This is a genomic window from Pseudomonas sp. AC247, assembly GCF_979258015.1.
Genome location: NZ_OZ409829.1, coordinates 3,992,803 through 4,015,551 on the forward strand (window position 1 = coordinate 3,992,803; position 22,749 = coordinate 4,015,551).

The 22,749-nt window shown below is 59.9% G+C and carries 20 protein-coding genes; all 20 read right to left on the reverse strand.

The window, feature by feature from the left end:
- Window position 1: 1 nt before the first annotated feature.
- Window positions 2-1,021: a flagellar motor switch protein FliG gene (fliG, locus tag ACZZ0B_RS18045; RefSeq protein WP_007958288.1), complete on the reverse strand. Its 1,020-nt coding sequence runs from the start codon at window positions 1,019-1,021 to the stop codon at window positions 2-4.
- A complete protein-coding gene (gene fliF, locus ACZZ0B_RS18050; RefSeq protein ID WP_008077054.1) occupies window positions 1,014-2,801 on the reverse strand; it encodes a flagellar basal-body MS-ring/collar protein FliF in 1,788 nt (595 codons plus the stop codon). Before fliF ends, fliG begins: the two co-directional genes overlap by 8 nt.
- 15 nt (window positions 2,802-2,816) lie before the next feature.
- Complete coding sequence (gene fliE / locus ACZZ0B_RS18055; RefSeq protein WP_008077055.1) at window positions 2,817-3,146, reverse strand: flagellar hook-basal body complex protein FliE; 330 nt, start codon at window positions 3,144-3,146, stop codon at window positions 2,817-2,819.
- A gap of 128 nt (window positions 3,147-3,274) precedes the next feature.
- Window positions 3,275-4,666: a sigma-54-dependent response regulator transcription factor FleR gene (gene fleR, locus ACZZ0B_RS18060; protein WP_463545907.1), complete on the reverse strand. Its 1,392-nt coding sequence runs from the start codon at window positions 4,664-4,666 to the stop codon at window positions 3,275-3,277.
- Between the two features lie 5 nt (window positions 4,667-4,671).
- Window positions 4,672-5,865 carry a sensor histidine kinase gene (locus ACZZ0B_RS18065; RefSeq protein ID WP_440095800.1) on the reverse strand — a complete coding sequence of 398 codons (1,194 nt, stop codon included), beginning with the start codon at window positions 5,863-5,865 and terminating at the stop codon, window positions 4,672-4,674.
- Between the two features lie 128 nt (window positions 5,866-5,993).
- Window positions 5,994-7,469 carry a sigma-54 dependent transcriptional regulator gene (locus tag ACZZ0B_RS18070; protein WP_008077058.1) on the reverse strand — a complete coding sequence of 492 codons (1,476 nt, stop codon included), beginning with the start codon at window positions 7,467-7,469 and terminating at the stop codon, window positions 5,994-5,996.
- Between the two features lie 172 nt (window positions 7,470-7,641).
- On the reverse strand, window positions 7,642-7,938 hold the full coding sequence (gene fliT / locus ACZZ0B_RS18075; protein ID WP_008077059.1) for a flagellar protein FliT: 297 nt from the start codon (window positions 7,936-7,938) through the stop codon (window positions 7,642-7,644).
- A gap of 10 nt (window positions 7,939-7,948) precedes the next feature.
- Window positions 7,949-8,344, reverse strand: a complete 396-nt coding sequence (fliS, locus tag ACZZ0B_RS18080) for a flagellar export chaperone FliS (protein WP_158831231.1) — start codon at window positions 8,342-8,344, stop codon at window positions 7,949-7,951.
- A gap of 130 nt (window positions 8,345-8,474) precedes the next feature.
- The gene (fliD, locus tag ACZZ0B_RS18085; RefSeq protein ID WP_463545908.1) at window positions 8,475-9,914 is read right to left on the reverse strand and encodes a flagellar filament capping protein FliD; all 1,440 of its coding nucleotides are present in this window, start codon (window positions 9,912-9,914) and stop codon (window positions 8,475-8,477) included.
- Window positions 9,915-9,996: 82 nt separating this feature from the next.
- Window positions 9,997-10,362: a flagellar protein FlaG gene (locus ACZZ0B_RS18090; RefSeq protein WP_158831235.1), complete on the reverse strand. Its 366-nt coding sequence runs from the start codon at window positions 10,360-10,362 to the stop codon at window positions 9,997-9,999.
- Between the two features lie 71 nt (window positions 10,363-10,433).
- On the reverse strand, window positions 10,434-11,279 hold the full coding sequence (locus ACZZ0B_RS18095; RefSeq protein WP_158831237.1) for a flagellin domain-containing protein: 846 nt from the start codon (window positions 11,277-11,279) through the stop codon (window positions 10,434-10,436).
- 254 nt (window positions 11,280-11,533) lie between these two features.
- Entirely contained in the window at window positions 11,534-11,803 is a 270-nt protein-coding gene (locus ACZZ0B_RS18100; RefSeq protein WP_463545909.1) for a hypothetical protein, read from the reverse strand.
- A complete protein-coding gene (locus ACZZ0B_RS18105) occupies window positions 11,800-13,092 on the reverse strand; it encodes a motility associated factor glycosyltransferase family protein (RefSeq protein ID WP_463545910.1) in 1,293 nt (430 codons plus the stop codon). Before ACZZ0B_RS18105 ends, ACZZ0B_RS18100 begins: the two co-directional genes overlap by 4 nt.
- A gap of 91 nt (window positions 13,093-13,183) precedes the next feature.
- Window positions 13,184-14,110 carry a ketoacyl-ACP synthase III gene (locus tag ACZZ0B_RS18110; RefSeq protein ID WP_008077067.1) on the reverse strand — a complete coding sequence of 309 codons (927 nt, stop codon included), beginning with the start codon at window positions 14,108-14,110 and terminating at the stop codon, window positions 13,184-13,186.
- 226 nt (window positions 14,111-14,336) lie between these two features.
- A complete protein-coding gene (pseI, locus tag ACZZ0B_RS18115) occupies window positions 14,337-15,389 on the reverse strand; it encodes a pseudaminic acid synthase (RefSeq protein WP_463545911.1) in 1,053 nt (350 codons plus the stop codon).
- Window positions 15,382-16,887, reverse strand: coding sequence for a UDP-2,4-diacetamido-2,4,6-trideoxy-beta-L-altropyranose hydrolase (gene pseG / locus ACZZ0B_RS18120; RefSeq protein WP_463545912.1), 1,506 nt, complete (start codon window positions 16,885-16,887; stop codon window positions 15,382-15,384). The genes pseI and pseG overlap by 8 nt, the downstream gene beginning before the upstream one ends.
- Window positions 16,884-17,579: a pseudaminic acid cytidylyltransferase gene (pseF, locus tag ACZZ0B_RS18125; protein ID WP_463545913.1), complete on the reverse strand. Its 696-nt coding sequence runs from the start codon at window positions 17,577-17,579 to the stop codon at window positions 16,884-16,886. Before pseF ends, pseG begins: the two co-directional genes overlap by 4 nt.
- Before the next feature lie 6 nt (window positions 17,580-17,585).
- On the reverse strand, window positions 17,586-18,749 hold the full coding sequence (pseC, locus tag ACZZ0B_RS18130; protein WP_440095791.1) for a UDP-4-amino-4,6-dideoxy-N-acetyl-beta-L-altrosamine transaminase: 1,164 nt from the start codon (window positions 18,747-18,749) through the stop codon (window positions 17,586-17,588).
- On the reverse strand, window positions 18,746-19,747 hold the full coding sequence (pseB, locus tag ACZZ0B_RS18135) for a UDP-N-acetylglucosamine 4,6-dehydratase (inverting) (protein ID WP_008077077.1): 1,002 nt from the start codon (window positions 19,745-19,747) through the stop codon (window positions 18,746-18,748). The genes pseC and pseB overlap by 4 nt, the downstream gene beginning before the upstream one ends.
- Window positions 19,748-19,777: 30 nt before the next feature.
- The gene (locus ACZZ0B_RS18140) at window positions 19,778-22,714 is read right to left on the reverse strand and encodes a TIGR00180 family glycosyltransferase (RefSeq protein ID WP_463545914.1); all 2,937 of its coding nucleotides are present in this window, start codon (window positions 22,712-22,714) and stop codon (window positions 19,778-19,780) included.
- Window positions 22,715-22,749: the final 35 nt, after the last annotated feature.

Below are 22,749 nucleotides of genomic sequence, written 5' to 3' on the forward strand. Positions count from 1 at the left end.
CTTAGATCATTTCCTCGCCACCTTTGCCACCGAGTACGATTTCGCCGGCTTCGGCCATACGACGGGCAATGGTGAGGATTTCTTTCTGCGCGGTTTCGACGTCGCTGACGCGCACCGGGCCCTTCGCTTCGAGGTCGTCGCGCAACAGTTCGGCGGCACGCTTGGACATGTTCTTGAAGATCTTCTCTTTGACGCCTTCGTCCGAACCCTTGAGGGCCAGCACCAGCACGTCGGAAGACACTTCGCGCAACAGCGCCTGAATGCCACGGTCGTCGACATCGGCGAGGTTGTTGAACACGAACATGAGGTCTTCGATCTGACCGGACAGGTCTTCGTCGACTTCGCGGATTGAGTCCATGAGCTGGCCTTCGATCGAGCTGTCGAGGAAGTTCATGATGTCCGCCGCACGCTTGATGCCACCCAGGGTGGTGCGCGAGGCATTCGAGTTGCCGGAGAACTGCTTCTCGAGAATCTGGTTGAGTTCTTTCAGTGCTGCCGGTTGCACGGTGTTCAACGACGACACGCGCAGGATGATGTCCAGACGCACTTTGTGGTCGAAGTTGCCGAGCACTTCACCGGCCTGATCCGGATCAAGGTACGCCACCACGATCGCCTGGATCTGCGGGTGTTCGTAACGGATCACGTCGGCAACGGCGCGCGGCTCCATCCATTTCAGGCTGTCGAGGCCACTGGTGTTGCCACCGAGCAGGATGCGGTCGATCAGGCCGTTGGCCTTGTCTTCACCCAGGGCCTGGGTGAGCATTTTGCGCACGTAGTCGTCGGAACCGACGCCCAGGCTGGTCTGGTCGCCGACGATGTCGACGAACTCGCTCATGACCTGTTCGACTTGCTCGCGATGGACGTTGCCCATCTGCGCCATCGCCACACCCACACGCTGAACCTCTTTCGGGCCCATGTGGCGCAACACTTGCGCAGCATCGGTCGAGCCCAGGGACAGCAGCAGAATCGCCGCTTTATCGACCCGGGACAGTTTAGCGACAGCGGCTCGGTTATCACTCATCTGCGTTAATCCACTCTTTCACGACCTGGGCCACGCGACCCGGGTCTTCTGCCACCAGACTCTTGATTGCATTCAGCTGCGCGTCATAACCCTCGCTCGGGCTCGGCAACAGAATGCTCTGAGGACCACCGAGGCTTACGCGGTCGTTGGAAAGTTCGCCGTCCAGGCCGCCCATGCCACCGAGTTCCACGTCGCCGCCAAGACCGGCCAGCTCCTTGCCTTTGCCACCGCCGGTGATGTTGTTGAGCACCGGACGCAGCACACCAAACACCAGCACGAGGATGAACAACACACCCAGCACTTGTTTGACGATGTCCCAGAACCATGGCTGGGAGTAGAACGGAATATCGGCGATCACCTCACCGCGCTCGGCGGAGAACGGCATGTTGATCACGCTGACGCTGTCACCACGGCTGGCGTCGAAACCGACGGCGTCCTGCACCAGGCGCGTGAAGCGCGCCAATTCGTCGGCGCTCCACGGCGCACGGGTGGTTTCGCCGTTGGCCGCGTTGACCTTGACCTGATCGTCGACAACAACCGACACCGACAGACGATTCAGGCGACCCTGCTGCTGTTTGGTGTGGCTGATCGAACGGTCGAGTTCGAAGTTCTTGGTCGATTGTGAACGCTTGTCTGCCGGGTACGGCGCGAGCATTGGCTGGCCGGTGGCCGGGTCCATGATCTGCTGGCCGTTGGCGTCAACCAATGGCTGACCTGGCTGCACCATGCTCGCCGGCGCAGCTGCGCCACCGGTGGTTTGCGGCGCCGAGGCTGGCGATGGCGGCTGGTTGCTCAGGGCACCCGGCACACCTTGCGGGCCATTGCTGGCGGTGCGTTGTTCGTTGACCGACTGCTCGCTGCGCAACGCCGGTTGATCCGGGTTGAACTGCTCGGCGGTCGACTCGACGGCACTGAAATCGACATCGGCCGACACTTCAGCCTTGTAGCGATCGTTGCCCAGTACCGGCTGCAGAATGTTGTGCACGCGCTGGGTGAGCATGCTTTCCATGCGACGGCTGTAATCGAACTGCTTGCCGGCCATGGTCATTTCGGAGTTTTCCGCCTGATCAGAGAGCAGGTTGCCCTTCTGGTCGACGACGGTGATCTGCGATTTGCTCAACTCGGGAACGGAGGTTGCCACCAGGTTGATAATCGCAACGACCTGGCCCGGCTCCAGCGAACGACCGCTGTACAGTTCGACCAGCACCGAAGCGCTTGGCTTGCGTTCATCACGCACAAACACCGAACTCTTCGGAATCGCCAGATGCACGCGGGCACCCTTCACGTTGTTCAGGCTGGAGATGGTCCGCGCCAGTTCGCCTTCGAGACCGCGACGGTAACGGGTCGCTTCCATGAACTGGCTGGTGCCCAGCCCCTGTTCCTTGTCGAGGATTTCAAAACCGATGTTGCCATCGCTGGGAGTGACACCAGCGGCCGCGAGCTTGAGGCGCGCGCGAGACAGATCATCGGCCTTGACCAGCAAGGCGCCGGAGTTCGGTTCAACGGTGTACGGGATGTCGGCCGAGGCCAGGGTGTCCATGACCTGTTTGGCGTCCATGCCGGCAAGGCTGCCGTACAACGGACGGTAATCCGGCTGCTGCGACCACAGCACCACGGCAAAGCCAATCGCCACGCTCGCAGCCAGGCCGACCAACAGGCCCACCTGACGCAGCATGGTCATCTCGGAGAGGTTTTCCAGGAAGGACAGGCCGAACAGCGGCGGTTTGCCGTCTATCGGGGTGGCCTTGGCCGGAACGTTATCGGCGACTGCTTCTGCCATGACTCAATCTCGTCCTTATACCGGCATCTGCATGATGTCTTGATAAGCCTGAACCAGTTTGTTGCGCACCTGGGTCAGAGCCTGGAACGACACGCTGGCTTTCTGCGAAGAAATCATCACGTCCGTCAGATCGACGCCGCTCTTGCCGATTTCAAAGGCGTTGGCCAATTGGGTCGACGCCTGCTGGGTATCGCTGACTTTGTTGATGGCCTGACCGAGCATGTCGGAAAAGCTGCTGCCCGCCAGTTCAGGGACAGCTGCAGTCGATTTCGGCGCAGACATGGCATCCATTTGCATGGATTTCATGTCCATCATCAACCGATTAAATTCAATACCTTGGCTCATGGTCTACTCTCTTGGGCGGCCCGCAATTTTTTGACACTCACTCGGCGGGTACACAGGTGTTAGCAACAAGGGTGCCAGCTCAGGCACGACCCTTTCAGAAAAGCGTTTTGAAATCCTTGCAGCGTGGATCAGGTGGCGAACAGATAGCCTTCGACGTCCATCCCGGCATCGCGCATTTGCGCCAGTTTGTAGCGCAAGGTGCGCGGGCTGATGCCAAGCTTTTCCGCCGCCTCCTTGCGACGCCCGCGCTCAGTGCGCAGGGTGTCGATGATCATCTGAAACTCCCGACGACGCAGGTCATCGCCCAGTGCGCCGGCGGAATCCGCCTCGATGTCGACTTCACGAATCAGCGCAGGCGCCGGCACTGCCACTGGCAAAGCGGCAAACGTCACCGGCCCGGCGAGACAGAAATCCTGCGGCTGAATCAACCCGCCCTGCTGCAGGATCAGCGCCCGCTGAATGGCGTTATCCAGCTCGCGCACATTGCCTGGCCACGCGTATCCGGTCAGACAGGCTTGCGCCGCTGGCGACAGTTTTACCGCCGCATGCTTCATTTTATTGACGTGTTTGGCGAGCAAGCGCTCAGCCAGCGGCAAGATATCGGCAGTGCGCTCGCGAAGTGGACGCCAAGCGAGGGGGAAAACCGACAGACGGTAAAAAAGATCTTCACGGAAGCGCCCCGCCGCCACTTCGCCCGCCAGATCGCGGTTGGTGGTGGCGACCACACGAATATCCAGATTGATCGGTTTGCGCGCGCCGACCCGCTCGACCTCACGCTCCTGCAACACGCGCAACAGCTTGGCTTGCAGGCCCAAAGGCATCTCGGAAATTTCGTCGAGCAAAATGGTGCCGCCGTCGGCCTGTTCGAACTTGCCGGCCTGCGCCGCGATGGCACCGGTGAACGAGCCCTTCTCGTGACCAAATAATGTCGCTTCGAGCATGTTGTCGGGGATCGCCGCACAGTTGATCGCAATAAACGGCTGATTGGCGCGATGGGATTGCTGATGGATGTAGCGCGCCAGCACTTCTTTACCGGTGCCGGACTCACCGGAGATCAACACCGTGGAATCACTGCGCGCCACGCGGGCGGCCAAATCGAGCAATTGCGCACTGGCCGGCTCGACGGCGATCGGCCCCTCGGATTCGCCGACGCTGATGCAACCCAACGCATGCCGCGCAACCAGATCGAGCAATGCCTTGGGCTCGAACGGCTTGACCAGATAGTCCGCGGCCCCCTGGCGCATGGCATCGACCGCACGCTCGACGGCGCCATGCGCGGTCATCAGCAGCACCGGCAATTGCGGCTGACGGGCGCGCAGCAAAGCGAGCAATTGATGACCGTCCATACCGGGCATGTTGACGTCGCTGACCACCAGACTGAACGCCTCGCGCGCCACGGCCGTCAACGCGTCTTCAGCGCTGCCGACTGCATGGTAATCATGGCCGGCCAACAGCAGCGTATCGGCCAGCGCTTCGCGCAACGAGCGGTCATCCTCGACCAGCAAAACCTTGATGCCCATGTCTTTCACTCAGCTCCCTGTACAGCGGAAAACAGCGGCAGGATCACCTGCGCGCACGTACCGCGCCCAACACGTGAGCGCAGTTGCAATTCTCCCTGATGCGCACGGGCCACAGCCTTGACCACGGTCAGGCCGAGGCCGGTACCGGTGACCTTGGTGGTAAAAAACGGCTCACCCAGACGGGCGAGCACCACGGGATCGATACCGCTGCCACTGTCACTGACGCACAGGCGCAAGGTGTTATCGCGGGCGTAGCAATGCACTTTCAGGCGCACCTCGGCGGTGCTGGCCTGGATGGCGTTTTCGATCAGATTCAACAAGGCCCCGACCAAGGTGTCGCGATTGCACAGCAACTCGCCAACGTGACTGTCGCACTGCCAGCGAATCGGCAGGTCCTGCACATGAGTCAGTGCGGCCGCTTGCAGCGACTGCATCAGTGCATGCGGGGTGAGGCGATCGGTCAACGGCAATTCACCACGGGCGAATACCAGCATGTCGCGCACTTGATGTTCCAGTTCATGCAGCCGCTCTTTGAGGCGACCGGCAAAACGCTGCTGGGTGGCGACCGGCAATTCCTGCTCAGTCAAATGACTGGCGTAGAGCAAGGCCGCAGACAATGGCGTGCGGATCTGATGTGCCAGCGAGGCAACCATCCGCCCCAGCGACGACAGACGCTCGTGGCGTGCCAGCTGATCTTGCAGGTGACGGGTTTCCGTCAAATCGTTGAGCAGCACCAATTGCCCCGGCTCGGCATCCAGCGAGCGGGTAGCGATCGACAGGCGTCGACCGTTTTTCAGGGAAATTTCGTGACCGTCGTCTTCACGCGGGGCGAAGCAGCGGGCAATCACCTGGCGCCACAATTCGCCTTCCAGCGGCAGCCCGAGCAACTCGATGGCCGCCGGATTGGCCTCGACCACAATGCCGTGGCTATCGATAACGATAACGCCACCGGGCAACAGGTCCAGAAGGTTTTGCAGGCGGTTGGCCAGGCGTTCTTTTTCCGCCAGCTCCTGCATGCGCTGGGCACTGACCACGGCCAACTCGCCCTTGAGCTCGGTGACCCGCGCTTCAAGCATGCTGTAGGAGTCGGTCAACTGGCTGGACATCTGATTGAACAGCGCGAACGCCTGCTCAAGGCCCTGTCGGCTTGCCTGTTCTACGGAGGACGATTGCCCCTCGGGACTGGAGGCAGATGACATCTGGGCGGCTTGGGGCATTGTGCTCTCTCGCTTGGCTGACCGTCAGTTAAACGGAACGTTGCGAGGGATGTAGCAATACCCGTGCCTAAAAAAAACTGCTTATAAATGAAGAAGTTGAAAAACAGGCGTCAATCATCCGCCTGTTCATCACCATCACGCCGACTCATGCCGTACTTGCGCATCTTCTCGACCAGGGTGGTACGACGGATACGCAGACGCTCGGCCGCACGCGCCACAATGCCATTGGCATCATCCAGCGCCTGCTGAATCAGGCCCTGCTCCAGCCCACCGAGGTAGTCTTTCAAGTCCAGGCCTTCCGGCGGCAACAGGGCGTTGGCGCTGAAGTCCGGCGTATGGCCATTGATCGCCACGCGCTCTTCGAGATCGCTGCGCAGGCTGTCGACCATCTGCTCGTCTTCGTCATCGACGTAGCGGAATTTCTTCGGCAACTCGACCACGCCGATCACCCCGTACGGGTGCATGATCGCCATGCGCTCGACCAGGTTGGCCAGTTCGCGGACGTTGCCCGGCCAGCCGTGACGGCACAGCGACATGATCGCCGCCGAGTTGAAACGGATCGAGCCGCGCTTTTCGTGTTCCATGCGCGAGATCAGTTCGTTCATCAGCAGCGGGATGTCTTCGACGCGCTCACGCAGCGGCGCCATCTCGATCGGGAACACGTTCAGGCGATAGTAGAGGTCTTCGCGGAAGGTGCCGATCTCGATCATGCTTTCGAGATTCTTGTGGGTCGCGGCAATGATGCGCACGTCGACGCTCTGGGTCTTGTTGCTGCCCACGCGCTCGAAGGTGCGCTCCTGCAGCACGCGCAGCAGCTTGACCTGCATCGGCAGCGGCATGTCGCCGATTTCGTCGAGGAACAGCGTACCGCCGTTGGCCAGTTCGAAACGGCCGGCACGGCTGGTGATGGCGCCGGTGAAAGCGCCCTTCTCGTGACCGAACAATTCGCTTTCCAACAACTCGGCCGGGATCGCCCCGCAGTTGACCGGCACGAATGGCGCGTCGCGACGCTTGGAATGGTAATGCAGGTTACGCGCAACCACTTCCTTGCCGGTACCGGACTCGCCGAGGATCAGCACGCTGGCGTCGGTGTCGGCCACTTGCTGCATCATCTGGCGCACGTGTTGGATCGCCCGGCTGGTGCCGACGAGGCTGCGGAACAGATTGGGTTCGCGATGACGGCCGCGCTCGCGGGCCTGGTCGTACATCTCGCGGTAGACCTGGGCACGGTGCAGCGAGTCGAGCAGTTTGCTGTAGCTGGGCGGCATTTCGAGGGTCGACAACACGCGGCGACGCTGGTCATCCGGCAGATCGACGGAAGAATTATCGCCCATCAACAACACTGGAAGGAACTCATCCCAGGTTGAGAGTGTCTTTAACAAGCCCAAAAGCGCACCAGGAGCATTGACCGTCCCGATCAGTACGCAAATGACCTCACGACTAGACGACAAAGAGCCGACTGCCTGCTGCCAGTCATGGCTTCCGCAGGGTAAATTTTCTTCGCCGAGAAAATTTAGAATCACCGCCAGGTCGCGGCGGCGGACGCTATCGTCATCGATCAGCAGAATTTTGGTTTCACGCCACATGCAATAGCAACTTCCCTAGTCAACTCAATGCCCGAAAAATGGGGCAAGCGAGACGCTTGCAGGACACCATGTGCCTGTAGACGCCTGAAATCTGAAATCAGCCACTAGTTAAGTCAAAAAACCGTGCACAGTCAAATTTATGGCGCACATGTCTGGATTAACTGGGGGTTAATTAACCAAACAGATGGTAAACCTTTGCCGCATTCTGCGCTTGGGTGATCTGCGACATCTCATCGGCTATTGCCTGCCGCTCCCCGGTCGCTGCATCCAGCAACTGTTTGTAAACCCCGAGCAATTCCTCAAGGTTGTCGCGCAATGCGGCCTCGTCCACCGAAGCTTCACTCAAGACGTCTTCCATGCAGGATCGGCAAGCCATATCCAGCTCGCTGATGGCTTCCCAGTTGCGCTCGGCCAGAGCACCGGCCAGAGCCTCGCGGGTTTCTTCGATTCGCTGCAATACAAGACTCATGGTGATCTCCTTAAAACTGTGGAGCCGGCGTGCCAATGGCATCCCAGCCGTCCTTGACCGTGCGTAGCAGGTCAGCGACTTCGTCGAGGATCTTCGGGTCGGTTTTGACGTTGGCTTCCGCCAGACGCTTCATCATGTAAGCGTAGAGACTGTCCAGCTCGCCTACCGATTCAGCCTTGTTGTCCAGATCCAGACCTTCACGCAGGCCGCCGATAATGCCGATGGCCTTGCTGATCAACACGCCCTTGTTAGGGATGTCCTTGCGCTCGATCGCACCTTTGGCCTGGGCAATTCGGTCCAGGCCGCCTTCCATCAGCATTTGCACCAGACGATGAGGACTGGCCTCGGAAGTCTGGGCTTGCGCGCCAATCTTCTGATATTGCCGAAGGGCTAACATCGGGTTCATGTTCTACCTCATCCAAAACTCTGTGATTCGTATAACCAGTCTATCGACACGGCGTCAAAAATCTTTAGGTTCGAAACCAAAAAGCCCGACAAGCGTAATCCGCTGCCGGGCTTTTGGCGCTTAAGCGCTATCAGGCATTCTTCTGAGCGTTCATCGCCTCGAACATCGAAGTGATGTTGCTTGCCGTTGCTTTCAGCTTACCGACAAGGGTATCCATGTCGTTGTACTTCTTGGTCAGCACCGCGGTCAGTGTCTCGACGCGGCGATCCAGCGCCAGTTGCTGGTTGGCCAGGTTGGTTTTGGTCTTGGCCAGGCTGGTCGAACGCGAATCAAGAATGCCGTCCTTACCCGTAACGGTATAAGGCGTGATGGAATCGTTCATGCGGTCCAGCAAGCCCTTGGCGGCATCACCGGTCTTCGTCGGATCACCCATGAACAGCTTCTGGACTTCGCCACCAAGCTGTTGCGCGCCCATTGCAGCAGAGAACTTGGTAGCGTCGAAATCCAGCGCACCGGTCTTCTGGTTGGTGGTAATCCCCAACTGCGACAGAACGGTGAGCTTGTCACCTGCACCGGTCGTGGTCAGCGGCTCACGGATCGACGCCAGAATACCGCGCGCCAACGGATCACCGGTCAACGCCGCAGGAATGGTCGGCTTGCCGTCATCATCAAGGGATGGCTTGGTCAAAGCGGTCACACTGGTCACGACCTGGTTATAAGCATCTACGAACGATTGAATGGACTTTTTCAAGCCATCGTTGTTCGGACCCACTGTTACGGTTGTGCTGAGACCACCACCGGCGACCAGATTCAGGGTCAGACCGGATACAGCCTTGTCCACGGTGTTGCTCTTGCTGGTCAACGCCAGACCATCGACGCTGAACTTGGCATCCATCGCGAGCTCACCGATGGCGCCAGCGGAGGCCGCCGTTGGCGTTGTGCCCATCTTCTGGCCGGCGGTGATTTCCAGGCCGGCAATACCGCTGAGGGTAATGTCGGAGCCGGCACCCGTGGTCGATGAACCCATGACCAGACGCGAACCGAACTGGTCGGTAACGATGTTGGCACTGAAGCCGTTGGCGCCCTGCTGGGTGTTGATCGCATCACGCACCGATTGCAGGGTCGCGCCCGGCGGAATGGTCACGGGGCGGCTGACGCCGTTCTGGGTGATGTTCAGCGTACCATCTGGAATAGAGGTGCTGGCGCCACCAACAAAAGCAGCGGTCGCCACTTTTGAAGAGGTCGCAAGGTTGTCGACTTTGACCACGTACGAGCCGTTGACGGCCGTGTTACTGGCAACCGCAGTCAGCACCTTTGTATCGGCGGCCGTCGCGGTAAAACCCAGAAATTGCTGGTTTGTGGTGCTGCCCAGATTCTTGATCGCAGTCTGGAAGTTCGCCAGAACACTTTTGAGACTACCAATCGCGGAGATCTGCGAGGTGTTGGTAGTCGACTGACGAGTGATCTGATTCTGTTTGGCGGCCTTATCGGCATCCACCAACGCTTTGACGATGGCGGTGGTATCAAGGCCAGAGCCTAAACCCAGACCCGGTAGAATTGGACTTGCCATGTGGAGCTCCCTTCAGTGTGTCGCCGGTCTTTTGACCACTACAACGCCCAAAAGAACATAGCAACAAAATTCGTGCCAGCTGTCAGACTTTTGCGCTGAACAACAGGCTGCTTGCATCATTCAAACTGTTTGCCAGTTTCAGGACTTCTTCGTTGGGGATCTGACGAACCACCTCACCGGAGTCGCTGGCAATCACTTTGACCACTACTTTGCCTGAAGGCTCATCAATCGAAAACTCCAGGTTGCGCTTGACCGACTGTACGAACTTCTCGATTTCCTCAACGGCCATCTTCAGTTGTTCCTGTTCGGTTTTTGCGCCTTTATTTTCTTCCTTGACGGCCACCACGGGTGCAGTTTCCGCTCGAGGCTTCTCCGCAGGCTTTTCGGCAACAGTCGTCGCCTGCTTGGCCGCAGGATAAGACAAGTTCAGCTTGACGCTCATATCCATGTCCATCACCTCTCAAAGTGAAAAAGCGAGAGAGCGCGCAAGCGCACTCCCCCGCCAAAACTCATCAGCTATTACTGAAGCAGTTTCAGTACAGCGGATGGCAGTTGGTTGGCCTGAGCCAGAACTGCGGTGGAAGCTTGTTGCAGAGTTTGTTGCTTGGTCAGCTGTGCAGTTTCAGCAGCGAAGTCGGTATCTTGTACGCGGCTCAGTGCAGCACTGGCGTTTTCGTTGATGTTCTGCAGGTTGGAGATGGTGCTCGAGAAACGGTTCTGAGCAGCACCCAGGTCAGCGCGAGTGGCGTTGATGTTTGCCAGAGCAGCGTCGATCGCGGAGATCGAAGCGTCAACGTTGGTGTGGTTGGCGGTGTTGTCCAGACCCGAGATCACCATGCCGGTCATGCCCAGGGCGCTGGCATCGAAGCTGGTCGACAGGGTCAGAGTGATCTGGTTGTCGGAAGTAGTGTTCGAACCTACCTGGAACTGCATGGCACCAGCAGTACCGTCGATCAGAGCCTTACCGTTCAGGTTGGTCGATTGAGCGATACGGGTCAGTTCAGCAACGGACTGTTGGAATTCTTTGTCCAGAGCGGTACGGTCAGCAGTACCGTTCGAGTCGTTTCGCGATTGCAGCGAGATTTCACGCATACGTTGCAGAATGTTGGTCGACTCTTGCAGAGCGCCTTCAGCAGTCTGAGCGATCGAAACACCGTCGTTGGCGTTTTTGATAGCCATGGTCTGACCACGGATTTGCGAAGTCATGCGGGTAGCGATCTGCAGGCCAGCAGCGTCGTCTTTGGCGCTGTTGATTTTCAGGCCGGAGGACAGACGGGTCATCGAGGTCGACAGAGCGTCGGACGCACGGTTCAGGTTCTTCTGAACGCCCAGGGAAGTAGTGTTGGTGTTTACTGTTAAAGCCATGACGAATTCCTCGTTGGTTGGGTACTGCGGCTTCCGGCCCTGGCAACCGCCCGGTATGGCCTAGAGAACCTTCGTAATAGTTATCGTCGCCAACGCAGGTTGCTTTAGCAGAATTTCGAAATTTTTTGCCATCAGGTGGCCATCCCCCGTAAATCAAGGACTTGGCGCCCGGCCAACAGCGAAAAAATGACGTCAGGAATACGCCGCACACTCACCATATGACCTTGCTGTCGGTCGCAACAGAACAAAATTGTTCAAAGGGACAGATTATCGGCCACCACTTCTACCAGCTCGTATTCCAGATAATCGGCCAGCGCCAACCAATTCTGCGATTCCTGGCATTGCAGCATCAGCGTGAGCAGTTGCAACCATTGTTGCTGGCCTTGCGGCGACACCTGATCAAAGCACGGCTGTAGCTCGCTCATCAGATCAATCATGACCAACCCGGCCTCGACGTCTCGCCCCAGGCGAAACAACACGGCGCAGTCGCGCGCCCTGACCACAAATGCTTCGCTCATGCTCATAGCGTCCACTGCGCGGCAAACGCCGTCCCGGCGATCATTGCCCCGGCCCGGCTGGTGTTATAGAAGCGCACCTGTGGATGGCCGGCGATGTAACGCTCCAGCTCACAGAGATAACTGCGGAAATTGAGCTGCGTCTTGATGCGCTGGCCGTGGCCATCGAGCACCCAGTGTTTGGCGGCGATCAATTGCGGCCCCAGGTCACCGTCGCCCCAACCGGCATGGGTCTTGTCGCCGGGGAAGGCAAAGTCGGCACCAAACAGGGTGATCTGCGCTGCGCCCATCTTCACCGCCAGATCCACCGCCGGGTGGATCACGCTGCCACCGACATACAGCTCACCGCGCGGCATTTGCTGACGAATAGCTTGATAGATAGGACTGGCCGAGTACGCCGCATGGCGCGGGCCTTGCCAGTCCTTGAGCATCTGCGGGTCGACCATCGGCATATAGACGAGGGTTATTGCAGCGGTATTCGCTGCGGGTAGATGCCGGGCCGAAATGCGCTGATCGATGGTGACCACAATGTCCGGACGAATGCCATGGTCCAGCAAGGGCCGATAGGCCGTATCGACACAGATGAACAACGGCCGCTCGGCCTGTGCGCGAATGGCTTGCAGGCGCTCGAAGTGCAGTTCCAGACTCGGCCCCGTGGCGATTACGAACACGCCGCGCCCCGGCTGCGAACCGAACAGCGCAGCCACATCACCATCGCCTTGCAGCAATGCGTGACTGGCCTGCAAACGCTCGACGATGTCCGCCGCTTGCGGATCGAACTCGCGATTATTGAAGGTCAGGTGAGTTTCACTGATCAGCCGATCGCGGATCTTGGCGTTGTAGTCATCGGCCAACACCAGCTCTGCGGGCAACGCGAAGAACGGCAGGCAGATTTCTGCAAGGTCACCGGCGTAATGCAATTCGATGCGCGGATCATTGAGCCACGGTTGTTGATCGAGCAACTGCAACACCAGCGCAAACACCGCGCCGTTGAGCAGATGCACGTGCAATTGCTTGAGCTGCGGACGCTGCAACAGTTCCAACTGCAAATCGCCCAACCCGGTGCCATAGACATGCAGAACCAGACTATCGTCGGGCAGGCTCGCGGCCTGGACTTGCGCCTCGCGAGTGCGGTCATGACGGCTGGTCAATTGAATGCCGTTGATGCTCAGCGTCGAACCCAGCCCTTCGACCAGATCAGCCTGCAACGGGGACGGATCTTCCGCCAGCAGACGGGCCGCTACCAATGGCCAGCGACGCTGGATGACGTCGGCATTCGATTGAAAAAAATCGCTCATGGCGCCTCGTGAACGTTCAGGCAAAAAAATAGCGCTCAAGGTTACACCTTGAGCGCTTTTTTGTGCCGCGATTTACCGATGAAGAGCGGGCTCAGGGGCGATAAATGATCGCCGAACCCCACGACAGACCCACACCGAAGCCGCTCAGGGCAACGCGCTGCCATTGCGAGTCGAGGGCGTGCTTTTCCAGCAGCAGCGGAATGCTCGACGACACCGTGTTGCCGGTCTCGACCATGTCCTTGATGAACTTCTCCGGCTCGCCTTCGAAGCGCCGCGCCACGGCATCGACAATCGCCGCGCTGCCCTGGTGAATGCAGAACGCATCGATGTCATCGGCCTTGAGGCCGGAGTCATCGAGCAACTCATGCAAGTGTGCCGGGACTTTCAGCAGGGCAAAGTTGAACACCTGGCGACCGTTCATGAAGAACACACCATCGGTGACTTTCAGGTGCGGCGCACCGGAACCGTCGGTGCCGAACTTGGCCTTGCCCAGCGCCCAGGCCGGGTCTTCGCCCATCCACGTTGCGGTGGCGGCATCGCCGAAGAGCATGGTGGTGTTGCGGTCTTCCGGGTCAACGATTTTCGAGTACGGGTCGGCGGTGATCAGCAGGCCGTTCTTCAGGCCGGCGGCTTCCATGAAGCCCTTGATCGCGTAGATACCGTAGACATAACCGGAGCAGCCCAGGGAAATGTCGAACGCCGCGACGTTGGTCGGCAGACCGAGTTTGTCCTGGACGATCGCTGCGGTGTGCGGCAGGCCCTCTTCGTCACCGTTCTGGGTGACCACGATCAGTGCGTCGATCGATTCACGTTTCAGCTCAGGGTTGTTGGCAAACAGCGCATTGGCCGCTTCCACGCACAGATCGGAGGTTTCCTGGTCAGCGTCTTTACGAGGCAGGAAGGCCGAACCGATCTTGCCAAGGATGAATTCTTCATCCTTCTCGAATTTTGCACCTTGTGCGTAATTGTCCACGCCGGCTACAGGTACGTAGCTCGCAATGCTTTTTATGCCAATCATTACGGCTTCCCAATAAAAAACAGCCCAAGACCACCGCTCGCAAGGATTTCGAGGGGCGCCGACAAACAGAAAACGGCCGCCACAACGGGCAGCCACGGGGAGCGCAAAGGGCTATCACTGGAATCGAAAACGAGCCAGGCGCCATCTCCCCGATCAATACAATACAGTGAAGATGCGCGTTATGACTCGCAGGTCACGCTATTTTGCCGAATCGGTGCAGATCGGCTTATTCGACCAACGACCAGTCCAGCGGCGTGCCGCGCTTGATCGGAGTGCGCGCGCGACGACCGATGACGGCCTCGGCATGCTTGGGCGGCAGGCCGAGACCCGGACGAATGGCGCGCAGGTTGTCCCCGCTAAAGGGTTCACCGGCGGCCATGTCGGCGGTGACGTACAACGAACGGCGATACACCAGCGACTTGCGCTCGGCTTCGGTAGGGCCGTATTGCACTTGGCCCATGGCCTGCCAGGCGCGTTCGGTTTCGAGCACCAGGCTGGCCATTTCCGCCGGCTCCAGCGAGAAACTGGCATCCACGCCGCCGGCCGCACGGTCGAGGGTGAAGTGTTTTTCCACCACGGTCGCACCCAGCGCCACAGCGGCGACGGACACGCCAACGCCCATGGAGTGATCGGACAGCCCCACCTCACAACCGAACAGCTCGCGCAGATGCGGGATTGTGCGCACGTTGCTGTTCAGCGGTGTTGCCGGATAAGTGCTGGTGCATTTGAGCAGCACCAGATCCTTGCACCCCGCCTCCCGCGCGGCACGCACGGTCTCATCGAGTTCGGCGATGCTGGCCATGCCCGTGGAGATGATCAGCGGTTTGCCGGTCGCCGCCACACGACGGATCAGCGGCAAGTCGGTGTTTTCGAAACTGGCGATTTTGTAGGCCGGCACATCGAGACTTTCCAGAAAATCCACTGCGCTGTCATCGAACGGCGTCGAGAAGGCGAGCATGCCCAGCGCTTTGGCCCGGGCGAAAATCGGTGCATGCCATTCCCACGGTGTATGGGCTTTTTCATACAACTCGTACAGCGAGGTGCCCGCCCACAGACTGCCGGGGTCCTTGATGAAAAACTCGCCTTCAGCGATGTCCAGCGTCATGGTTTCGGCGGTGTAGGTTTGCAGCTTCAAGGCGTGCGCGCCGGCCTTGGCCGCCGCCTCGACGATTTGCAGCGCCACCTCCAGCGACTGGTTATGGTTGCCGCTCATCTCGGCAATGATGAAGGGCGGCGCGTCGGCACCGATCAGGCGGTCGCCAATCTTGAAACTAGGCATGCGGGTGATCCTTCAAAACACGGGTGAACGCGCAGGCACTCTGGGTGAACCCGCCGTCACGAAAAACATTCAATGAGGGGCGATTGGCGGGCAGCACCTGGGCCGTGATGGCGGTGAGCTGCGGCCAGTATTCGCGGACGAACGATTCGCCGCGAGCCAGCAACGCCCTGCCCCAGCCAAGACCGAAACGCCGTTCGAGCAGATAAATCGACACTTCGGCCTCAAGCCCGCGCAGGTCATAACGCAACACGCCCACCGGGCCGTCATCAGCCTCGGCGATCAGCAGCAGACGCTGCGGGTTGCGCAAACTGGCATGCAACCAGTTGAGATGTTGCGCCCAGTCGATCACACCTTGATCTTTCGACCAGCGCCTCACAGCCTCGGCGTTGCGCCCATCAAATAACAATCGCGCATCGTCCACCGTCGCCGGGCGCACCTTGAGCACCGCACCGGCCAGCGCCGCCGCCACGCGCAGCGCACCACGACCGTCGACCAGTTGTCGCGAACGCTCGGCGAGGCTTTGCCGCAGGTAAAAATTCTCGCTGACGAAACCGATGGCCTGCCGCAGTTGCTCGACGCTGACCTGCTCGCGAGCGCCCATGAACACATGCGCCCCGGCGGCCGCCATGACTTCGCCGTTGGCCTGCTGGTTGTTCGACACAGCGATACAGATCGTCGGCAGGCCCATGGCCGCGCGCTCCCAACTGGTACCGCCGCCGGCGCCGATGAACAGATCGGCCGCGGTCATGCGCTGATAAAAATCGCTGACAAAACTGTGCAGGCGCCAGTGCGGCCGCGTCTCGGCCAAAGCCTGCATCGGCGCCCACGCCGGGTTATCGGCGCCAGCGACAAAGTCGACTTCAAGCTGCGCAAAATCGGCCAGCGCGAGCATCGCATGATGGGTCTGCATCGCCGCATCAAAACCGCCGAAGTTCACCAGCACCCGACGCACCCTGGCTCCGATTTCGATCGCCGGGCAACGGAACTCCTCACGCAACATGGCGTAGCGCGGGCCGAGCAACGTGCGACAGCCGTCTGGCAGCAGTGGCGCGTAGTTTTCGCTCAAGCCCGACAGATTCTGATTGAGCAACAGATCGACGCTGTAGCGTCGGCTCGCCAGATCATCCACCGCGGCAATCCGTGGCGCCCAGCGGCGGGCGGCGGTTTGCCAGTGATGATCGAGGCCATAGTGGTCGGCAATGATCCAGTCGAAGCCGGCATGCCCCTCAAGCAAATCGTCCAGTGCATCGATGTCGGCCTGCCACGGCAGCATGGCTTCGATGGCCTGCTGCGGGTCTTCATCGACGTAACGCTCGGGCAGCGCGAACGTCTCGAAACCTTCGCCCTGCAAGGCGTCAAGCCGATGCCCGGACAAGCGTCGACAGGCAAACGCGACATGACTGCCCTGCTCGCGCAACACCCGCGCCAGCGTCAGGCAGCGGGCAATGTGGCCGCTGCCGATGGTCGGCGAGGCGTCGGCACGGATCAGCACTCTCATGAAATTTCTCCGCCGGCCTTCAGCGCGGCGTAGAGGTATTCGGCGCGCTTCCAGTCTTCCGGCGTATCGATGTCCTGCACCAGATGCCGCGGCACAATCACCGGCAGGCTGGCCGGCGAGAAAATCACTTCACCACGCAACCAGGCCTCACTGCGACCCCAGTAAAACTGGCCGGCATCCTGGAAGGCTTCGGGCAAGTCCTGCGAACGGGTGTTGCGAAACTCCGGGTACATCGCCGTCAGTGCGCCCTGCCCGTCGAGGGTCAGCGCACGCTGCACCGGGAAACCGAAACTGCTGACAGAGAAGGCAAAAGATTTGTCCGCGTGCTGTTCCAGCAAATCCAGGCCCTGACGCAGATAACGCGCCTGCAACAGCGGCGCGGTGGCGTACACGCAGCAGGCGTAGTCAAACCCCGGCAACTGCTGCAAGGCATGGACGATTACCGCAGCAGTACCGGCGAAATCGTCGGCCAGTTCGGCTGGGCGCAGGAACGGCACGTCAGCGCCGTGTGCCTGCGCAACCTCGGCAATTTCTGCGTCGTCAGTGCTGACCACCACGCGCTCGAACAACCCTGAATCCAGCGCCAGGCGGATCGAGCGCACGATCATCGGCACGCCATCGAACGGCATCAGGTTCTTGCGCGGGATGCGCTTGCTGCCACCACGGGCGGGGATGATCGCAACGCAGCTCACGGTGTTTTATTCCTCAAGAAGCAGCCGGCGCAATTGCTCGACCACGTAGTCCTGTTGCTCATCGGTCAGCAGCGGGAACAGCGGCAGGCTGATCGCCTCGGCGTAATAACGTTCGGCCTCGGGGAAGTCTCCCTCGGCAAAACCCAGGTCGCGATAATAAGGCTGCAAGTGCAGCGGAATATAGTGCAAATTGACCCCGACGCCGGCCGCGCGCAACGCTTCGAAGACCTGACGGTGGCTGAGGTTGAGGCGCTCGGTCTGCAAGCGCACCACGTATAAATGCCACGCCGATTCGGCTTCAGGCTGAGCACTCGGCAAGGTCAGCGGAAGGTAAGCCAGCAGGCGCTCGTAACGCGCCGCCAGTTCGCGACGACGGGCGATGAAACCGTCCAGTTTGCCGAGCTGCGACAAGCCCAAAGCGGCCTGCAAATCGGTGATGCGGTAATTGAAGCCCAGTTCGACTTGCTGGTAATACCACGGGCCGTGGCTCGGCTCGGTCATCTGCTGCGGATCGCGGGTCATGCCGTGGCAGCGCAGGCGCTGCAAGCGTTCGGCCAGTTCCCTGCGGTTGGTCAGCACCATGCCGCCCTCGGCACTGGTAATGATTTTCACCGGGTGGAAGCTGAACACGGTCATTGCCGCGAATTCGCCACAGCCGACAGGGCGCCCTGCATAGGAGGCGCCGACCGCGTGGGAGGCATCTTCGATGACAGTGAAGTTGTAGCGCTCGGCGAGTTCGGCGATCCGGCGCATATCACAGCTCTGCCCGGAGAACGCTACCGCCACCAGCACTTTGGGCAACGTGCCGTCGCGCTCGGCCTGTTCCAGCTTCGCCGCCAGCGTGACGGCATCAAGGTTCCAGGTCAGCGGATCGATATCGACAAAATCAACCTCGGCGCCGCAATAACGACCGCAGTTGGCCGAGGCCAGAAACGTGTTCGGCGTCGTCCACAAGCGATCGCCCGGGCCCAACCCGGCCGCCAGACAGGCAATGTGCAGCGCCGCCGTGGCGTTGCACACCGCCACCGCGTAATCCGCCTGGCAGCGCTCGGCCATGGCCTGTTCGAAACGCTCGATGGTCGGCCCCTGGGTCAGCCAGTCGGAGTTGAGCACCTCGACCACGGCATCAATATCTGCCTGATCGAGACTCTGCCGACCGTACGGGATCATTTCGCCAGCTTCGCGTGCAGGTCGGCAATCTGCCCGACCGAGAGGAAATGCGGGTTGGTGTCGGAACGGTATTCGAACTCTTCACCCACCGGCTGACCGCGCTCGCCTAGCTTGTCGACGGCGAAATCGACATCGACGCTGGTGAAGCGAATCGACGGCTGGATGGTGTAGTGATCGGCAAACTCCAGGGTCATCCGCGCGTCATCCAGCGGCACCATCAATTCGTGCAGCTTCTCGCCCGGACGAATGCCGACGTGTTTGTGCGGCAGATGCTCGGCCATGCCACGGGCCAGATCGACAATGCGGATCGACGGGATCTTTGGTACGAACACTTCACCACCGTGCATGCGCGCAAAGCTGTCGAGGACAAACTGCACACCGTGGTCGAGGGTGATCCAGAAACGCGTCATGCGCTCATCGGTGATCGGCAGTTCCTCGGCGCCCTCGGCAATCAGCTTGCTGAAAAACGGCACCACCGAACCTCGCGAACCGGCGACGTTGCCGTAGCGCACCACGGCAAAACGCGTCTGCTGTTCGCCGGCAATGTTGTTGGCGGCGACGAACAGTTTGTCCGACAGCAACTTGGTGGCGCCGTACAGGTTGATCGGGCTGGCGGCCTTGTCGGTCGACAGCGCCACGACTTTCTGCACGCCGTTATCGATGGCGGCGGCAATAATGTTTTCCGCGCCATTGACGTTGGTGCGAATGCACTCGGTCGGGTTGTACTCCGCCGCCGGCACTTGCTTCAGGGCGGCCGCGTGCACCACGTAATCGATGCCACGCATGGCCTGACGCAAGCGGTCGGCGTCGCGCACGTCACCGAGGAAGTAACGCATGCACGGCGCGTTGAACGTCTGCTGCATTTCGTATTGCTTGAGTTCATCGCGCGAGAACACCACCACGCGCTTGGGCTGGTATTGCTCAAGCAGGCGGCGGATGAAGTTGCGACCGAACGAGCCGGTGCCGCCGGAGATGAAAATCGATTTACCGTTGAACATGTCTTGAGTCCTGTTTCCTGATCGTCAGGCCTAGGCGAGCAATTGCGCCCAGTCGATGCTGGAGGCCTGGCCGAGGGTGAAGCCCTTGCCGGTCAGGGAAAGGTTCTGGTTGTAGGCAACGTCCTGAACGAAGCGCGCCTGCCACTTGTCTTGCAGCGCGACAGCGGCCTGCGCATTCTCCGGCAAAGTGCCGGTGTGGACGATCTGCACTTGCGGTGTCCATACGGTTAACAGTCCGGCATCGGCGGCTTTCAGGCACAGGTCGACATCAGCGAACGCTTCATCGAAATGCTCCTCATCGAGCCCACCCAGTGCCTCGAAAATCTCTTTGCGCAGCATCAGGCAAGCGCCGGAAACCGCTGAACAGTTTTGCTCGACGAGTAAGCGGTGCATGTAGCCGGTGGCGTCCTTTTTCTCGCCGAGGAACGGTGAAGCCAGAGCGCCGCCAAGGCCGAGGATGAATCCGGCGCCAGTGACTGCGCCATCGCTATCCACCAGTTTGGCGCCGACCACGCCGACTTCCGGGCGCTGAGCCTGGTTGAGCAAGGCTTCGATCCAGCCGGCGTTTTGCACTTCGGCGTCCGCTGCCAGCAATACCAGATACGCGCCCTCGGCTTGAGCCGCGGCGCGATTGATCAGTGCCGATGCGCTCAGGCGCTGCTCGCTGCGGACCAGACGAATACGCCCGCGCCCGTTCTGCTCAAGGCTTTCCAGCCACGCCAGCAGTTCGCTCGACTGACTGAGGTTGTCGGCGATGATGATTTCGTGGTTCTGATAGCGCGTGCGCTGCAACACGCTCACCAGACAGCGTTGCAGCTGTTCCTGATTGTCATCGCTGCAAACGATGATCGACACTTTCGGTCGGTCGGCATGACGGTAATCGACGCGCAAACCTCCGAATGCCTCGGTACTCACCTGCGCCTGATAGCCACGGGTTGCCAGATGCCGCACAAGCGCCTGACGCTGGTGCTCGTTCGGCGCCGGCGCTACCGCCGGGGTGACCAGCAAGGGTTCGGCGAGATGTGCCAGGCCGGCTAGCCCGCCGGCTTCGATCAGGCGCAATAGCAGATCGAATTCCAGCGCTTCGCTGTACTCACGGGCGAAACCACCGGCCTCGACCAGGTCTTCGCGGCGAATCAACCAGTGTCGGGCCGTGAGCGTCGGCATGCTTTGCAGCAGATCGAGATTGAACGCCGAACGGAACAGGTCACTCAAGGTGCCGTCCGCGCGACGGTGGATCTCATCCATGGCCACGGCGCGGCAACCTTCAGCGTTCTGCAGCTCAAGGCTGGCACGCAGCAAACCACTGCGAGTGAATGCGTCACCGGCCTCGGCCAGCAGCAGCCAATCGGCATTCGAGCGCTGGGCGATCTGGTTCAGTTTGTCGACGTAATTGGCACTGCTGACTTTGACGAAGTGCACGGTGCTCTGTTCAGTGGTGACGGCCGGCACATCACCGGTGGTGAAGACCACAACCTTGAACGCACGGAAAGCGCTTTCCATCAGACTGTCGAAAGTGACCTGCAACTTGTCCATGTCAGCGTCGAGATCGAGCAGCAGAATGCCAAACTGCGGCCCGCCCTCGACTGTCGCCAACCGCTGATTGATCTTGCGGATGGCAGTCTCGTTCGGCTGTCGTGCCTGCAACCAGTTCATCAACTGGCCGGAGCGCGTGCTGTCGAGCATCTGACGGCTGTCGTACGTCGGCACGCTGTCCAGCCGCGCCAGCCAGTCGGCGAGGACTTGCGCATCATCGTCCTGCCCCATGTCCAGTAACTGGCGGTGCATTTTCTGCACAACGCGACGGTTGAACGGGCCCAACTGCACGGCTTCGAGCAAGCGGTTCTGGACCGTCTCGGACGTGTCATTGGAATAGGTGCTCAGCAACGTCTGCTGCTTGAGCAATGCGCCTTCCATTTCTTCCAGTTGCAGACGCCCGGCCGGCATCGCATGGAGAAGGAATTCAAACTCGGTCAACTGATCGAAAAACGCCTGATTGTAGAAAGGCATTTCGACGTATTGCTTGGGACCGAACACGCTCTTCGGACCCGTCGTAGGGTCTTTCCACCAGGACTCGAAAATCGGTTCGATGGTCAGGGCATTGCGCGTGGCGAGGCTGTCCGCAAGCGCCTGGAAACTGCGCAGGGCAAAGGCTGCGGTTTGCTCCGTGCTCGGCTCTTTGATGTCGGTGGGCAACGTCGCGAGGAAACCGGCGAAACGCTCGCGCTCGGCAACGGAGCGGGCATCCTTGAAGCTGAGGACGTGAATGATCTCGGTGTTGTGATCCGAGCGACCATAGTTGACCTCCCGCACCACATACGGAATCGGCAGAATCCGCGCCTTCGACCGCGCTAGCACGTAATACACATGGCCGATTTCCTGCCACTCGAAAATCGTTCCTTGAGGCATCGCGGCGTACCAGTCCTGCAACAGCGAAGTGCGATGCACTGCATAGAACGGCGGAATGTACTGGCCCATGTAGTCGAGAATACGATCCTGCGCACGTTCGGCGTTGTAGTCCTCTTGCACCTTCTTGTCACGGCGGTAGTACTGCACGAAATTGGCGTGCGTGAGGTACATCAGGCAATAGCCATGGCACATGCCGTAATCGGGGTTAGCTTCGAGAAAGTTGACCGAATCGGTCAACGCACTGTGCAGCATGAAATCGTCGTCAGACGCCAGCACCATGTACGGCGTCGTGACCTGTTTGACCCCATAGGCAAGCTTTTGCTGAAACCCCAGATAGGTGTAATCCGGCAAATGGCGATAGTCGACCGATGGGAAATCTGCCGCGATGCCGTCGTCCCCCTGCACGGAGGAATCGAGCACCAGCACCTTGGCGGCGTAACTGCCGTAGTACTGCAAAGCGCGTCGCAGGAACGCCTTGCGGTTGTGGGTGATCAGCACCACCGTGAACAGCTCATCCAGCGGTGTCACGTTGGTTTGCGTACTGCTTTGAACCTGCATTTTCCTATCCCCACAACCGGCCAGTCGCCTGACAC

Bases quoted from the DNA above. Each gene is read 5' to 3' on its own strand.
- fliG (WP_007958288.1), bottom strand. From the start codon at position 1,021: ATGAGTGATAACCGAGCCGCTGTCGCTAAACTGTCCCGGGTCGATAAA.
- fliF (WP_008077054.1), bottom strand. From the start codon at position 2,801: ATGGCAGAAGCAGTCGCCGATAACGTTCCGGCCAAGGCCACCCCGATA.
- fliE (WP_008077055.1), bottom strand. From the start codon at position 3,146: ATGAGCCAAGGTATTGAATTTAATCGGTTGATGATGGACATGAAATCC.
- fleR (WP_463545907.1), bottom strand. From the start codon at position 4,666: ATGGGCATCAAGGTTTTGCTGGTCGAGGATGACCGCTCGTTGCGCGAA.
- ACZZ0B_RS18065 (WP_440095800.1), bottom strand. From the start codon at position 5,865: ATGTCATCTGCCTCCAGTCCCGAGGGGCAATCGTCCTCCGTAGAACAG.
- ACZZ0B_RS18070 (WP_008077058.1), bottom strand. From the start codon at position 7,469: ATGTGGCGTGAAACCAAAATTCTGCTGATCGATGACGATAGCGTCCGC.
- fliT (WP_008077059.1), bottom strand. From the start codon at position 7,938: ATGAGTCTTGTATTGCAGCGAATCGAAGAAACCCGCGAGGCTCTGGCC.
- fliS (WP_158831231.1), bottom strand. From the start codon at position 8,344: ATGAACCCGATGTTAGCCCTTCGGCAATATCAGAAGATTGGCGCGCAA.
- fliD (WP_463545908.1), bottom strand. From the start codon at position 9,914: ATGGCAAGTCCAATTCTACCGGGTCTGGGTTTAGGCTCTGGCCTTGAT.
- ACZZ0B_RS18090 (WP_158831235.1), bottom strand. From the start codon at position 10,362: ATGGATATGAGCGTCAAGCTGAACTTGTCTTATCCTGCGGCCAAGCAG.
- ACZZ0B_RS18095 (WP_158831237.1), bottom strand. From the start codon at position 11,279: ATGGCTTTAACAGTAAACACCAACACTACTTCCCTGGGCGTTCAGAAG.
- ACZZ0B_RS18100 (WP_463545909.1), bottom strand. From the start codon at position 11,803: ATGAGCATGAGCGAAGCATTTGTGGTCAGGGCGCGCGACTGCGCCGTG.
- ACZZ0B_RS18105 (WP_463545910.1), bottom strand. From the start codon at position 13,092: ATGAGCGATTTTTTTCAATCGAATGCCGACGTCATCCAGCGTCGCTGG.
- ACZZ0B_RS18110 (WP_008077067.1), bottom strand. From the start codon at position 14,110: ATGATTGGCATAAAAAGCATTGCGAGCTACGTACCTGTAGCCGGCGTG.
- pseI (WP_463545911.1), bottom strand. From the start codon at position 15,389: ATGCCTAGTTTCAAGATTGGCGACCGCCTGATCGGTGCCGACGCGCCG.
- pseG (WP_463545912.1), bottom strand. From the start codon at position 16,887: ATGAGAGTGCTGATCCGTGCCGACGCCTCGCCGACCATCGGCAGCGGC.
- pseC (WP_440095791.1), bottom strand. From the start codon at position 18,749: ATGATCCCGTACGGTCGGCAGAGTCTCGATCAGGCAGATATTGATGCC.
- pseB (WP_008077077.1), bottom strand. From the start codon at position 19,747: ATGTTCAACGGTAAATCGATTTTCATCTCCGGCGGCACCGGCTCGTTC.
- ACZZ0B_RS18140 (WP_463545914.1), bottom strand. From the start codon at position 22,714: ATGCAGGTTCAAAGCAGTACGCAAACCAACGTGACACCGCTGGATGAG.